The organism is Nocardiopsis sp. CNR-923 (assembly GCF_001942255.1).
Lineage (GTDB): Bacteria > Actinomycetota > Actinomycetes > Streptosporangiales > Streptosporangiaceae > Nocardiopsis.
The window spans coordinates 1-1,486 of the sequence record NZ_MKKC01000043.1; the positions used below are offsets into that span (position 1 = coordinate 1).

At 71.2% G+C, this 1,486-nt stretch carries 1 protein-coding gene; it reads right to left on the reverse strand.

What is annotated here, in order from left to right:
• Positions 1 to 20 precede the first annotated feature (20 nt).
• Complete coding sequence (locus BJF83_RS02600; protein WP_075925037.1) at positions 21 to 1,274, reverse strand: IS110 family transposase; 1,254 nt, start codon at positions 1,272 to 1,274, stop codon at positions 21 to 23.
• Positions 1,275 to 1,486 lie beyond the last annotated feature (212 nt).

Here is a 1,486-nt window from a genome sequence, read left to right on the forward strand (position 1 = left end):
TGAGTTTCCTGAGTCAACCCCTATGCCGCCAAAGGCGCCTCCGAGACGGTAACGATCTTGCCGTTGGCCTGGTGAGTGGCGGGGTCGTAGACGGTGCCGTCGCGCCAGCAGGCCCACATCACCCGCAACCAGGAACGGGCCAGAATGCGGGTGGCGTGCGGGTGCCGCTTCTTGCGGGCACGGGCGTCGTTGTAGATCCTGGCGGCCCACACACTGCCGTGCCGGCTGTTGTCGGCGAACTGGGTCAGGGCCAGGCGTGCCCTGCGGTTGGTCGCGAAGCGCAAGGCCACCGCCCGGGACTTGCCCGAGGCGCGGGTGACCGGGACGACACCGGCCTCCGCGATGAGCTGCTCGCAGGCCCGGGCGCGCTCCAGCAGCGGACCGACCTCGCCGATGACCTGGGCGAGGCTGACCGTGCCGATACGCGGCATCGCGGCGAACAGCGGCGCGTAGGGGTGGGTCGCGACCGCTTCGGCGATGGCCTTGTCCAGGTCGCGGATGGTCGCCCGGATGCCCTGCACGAGCTGGACCTGGACACGGACCAGGCGCTCGACGACCGCCTCACTGAGCCGGGAGGCCGCCGCGGGGGCGGCGCGCAGGCGCTCGATCAGGACGCTGCCGGGCTTCTTCCCGGAGTAGCCGCGCCTCTTGCACCAGGCGGCCAGGCGACCGGCGGTGAGCTTGGCGGCCGAGCCGGGGGTGGGGTGGCGGTCCAGGAACGCCAGGGCGATGTCGCTGTCCAGCTTGGCGAAGACCGCCTTGCCGCCGGGCCAGTGCTCGTCCAGCAGGGCGGTGAGCTGGTTGACGGCGGCGACTTTGGACTCGACGTGGTCGGCGCGGGTCCGGGTCAGGGACTGCAGGGCCAAGGTGGCCTGCTCGGTGGGTTGCAGGCGGGGCAGCAGGTGGCCGTCGGTGCGCAGGTAGTCGGCGAGTTTGAAGCTGTCGCCGGCGTCGGTCTTGGCCTTGGAGGCGCCCCAGCGGGCCCGCATGGCGTGGAAGGCGTTGGGGTGCACCGGGACCACGGGGTGCCCGGCGGCCAGGAGCCGGTCCACGGCCAGGCCGCGGGTGGTCTCGATCGCCACCGGCAGGTCGGCCGGGGCGCCGTGGCCGCGCAGCCGGGCCAGGGTCGTGGCGAACCCTTCCTCGGTGTGGGGGAACTCCCACCGGTCGACGCGTTTGCCGGACGCGTCCATGACGGTCACGTCGTGGGTCTCGGTGGCCCAGTCCCATCCGATGAACACGGAAGTCGTACTCCAATGCTGCTGGTGGAGCACCTGCCCGGTGGTGAGGTCGTCTGCCGGGAGCTCATTAATCGGCCCTCTGCGGGGCGTGTCCCTGAAGCCGATCAGACGGCCTCGGCCCGGCGGGGCTGGCGGAACTCACGCTGGCCGTCGAACGGCTCGCACTACTGGCCATGCACCCACCGGGACCGAGAGGTCACAACCCTACTCGAGAGGGCTGCACAAAGGATGGTCCTCTAATGAGC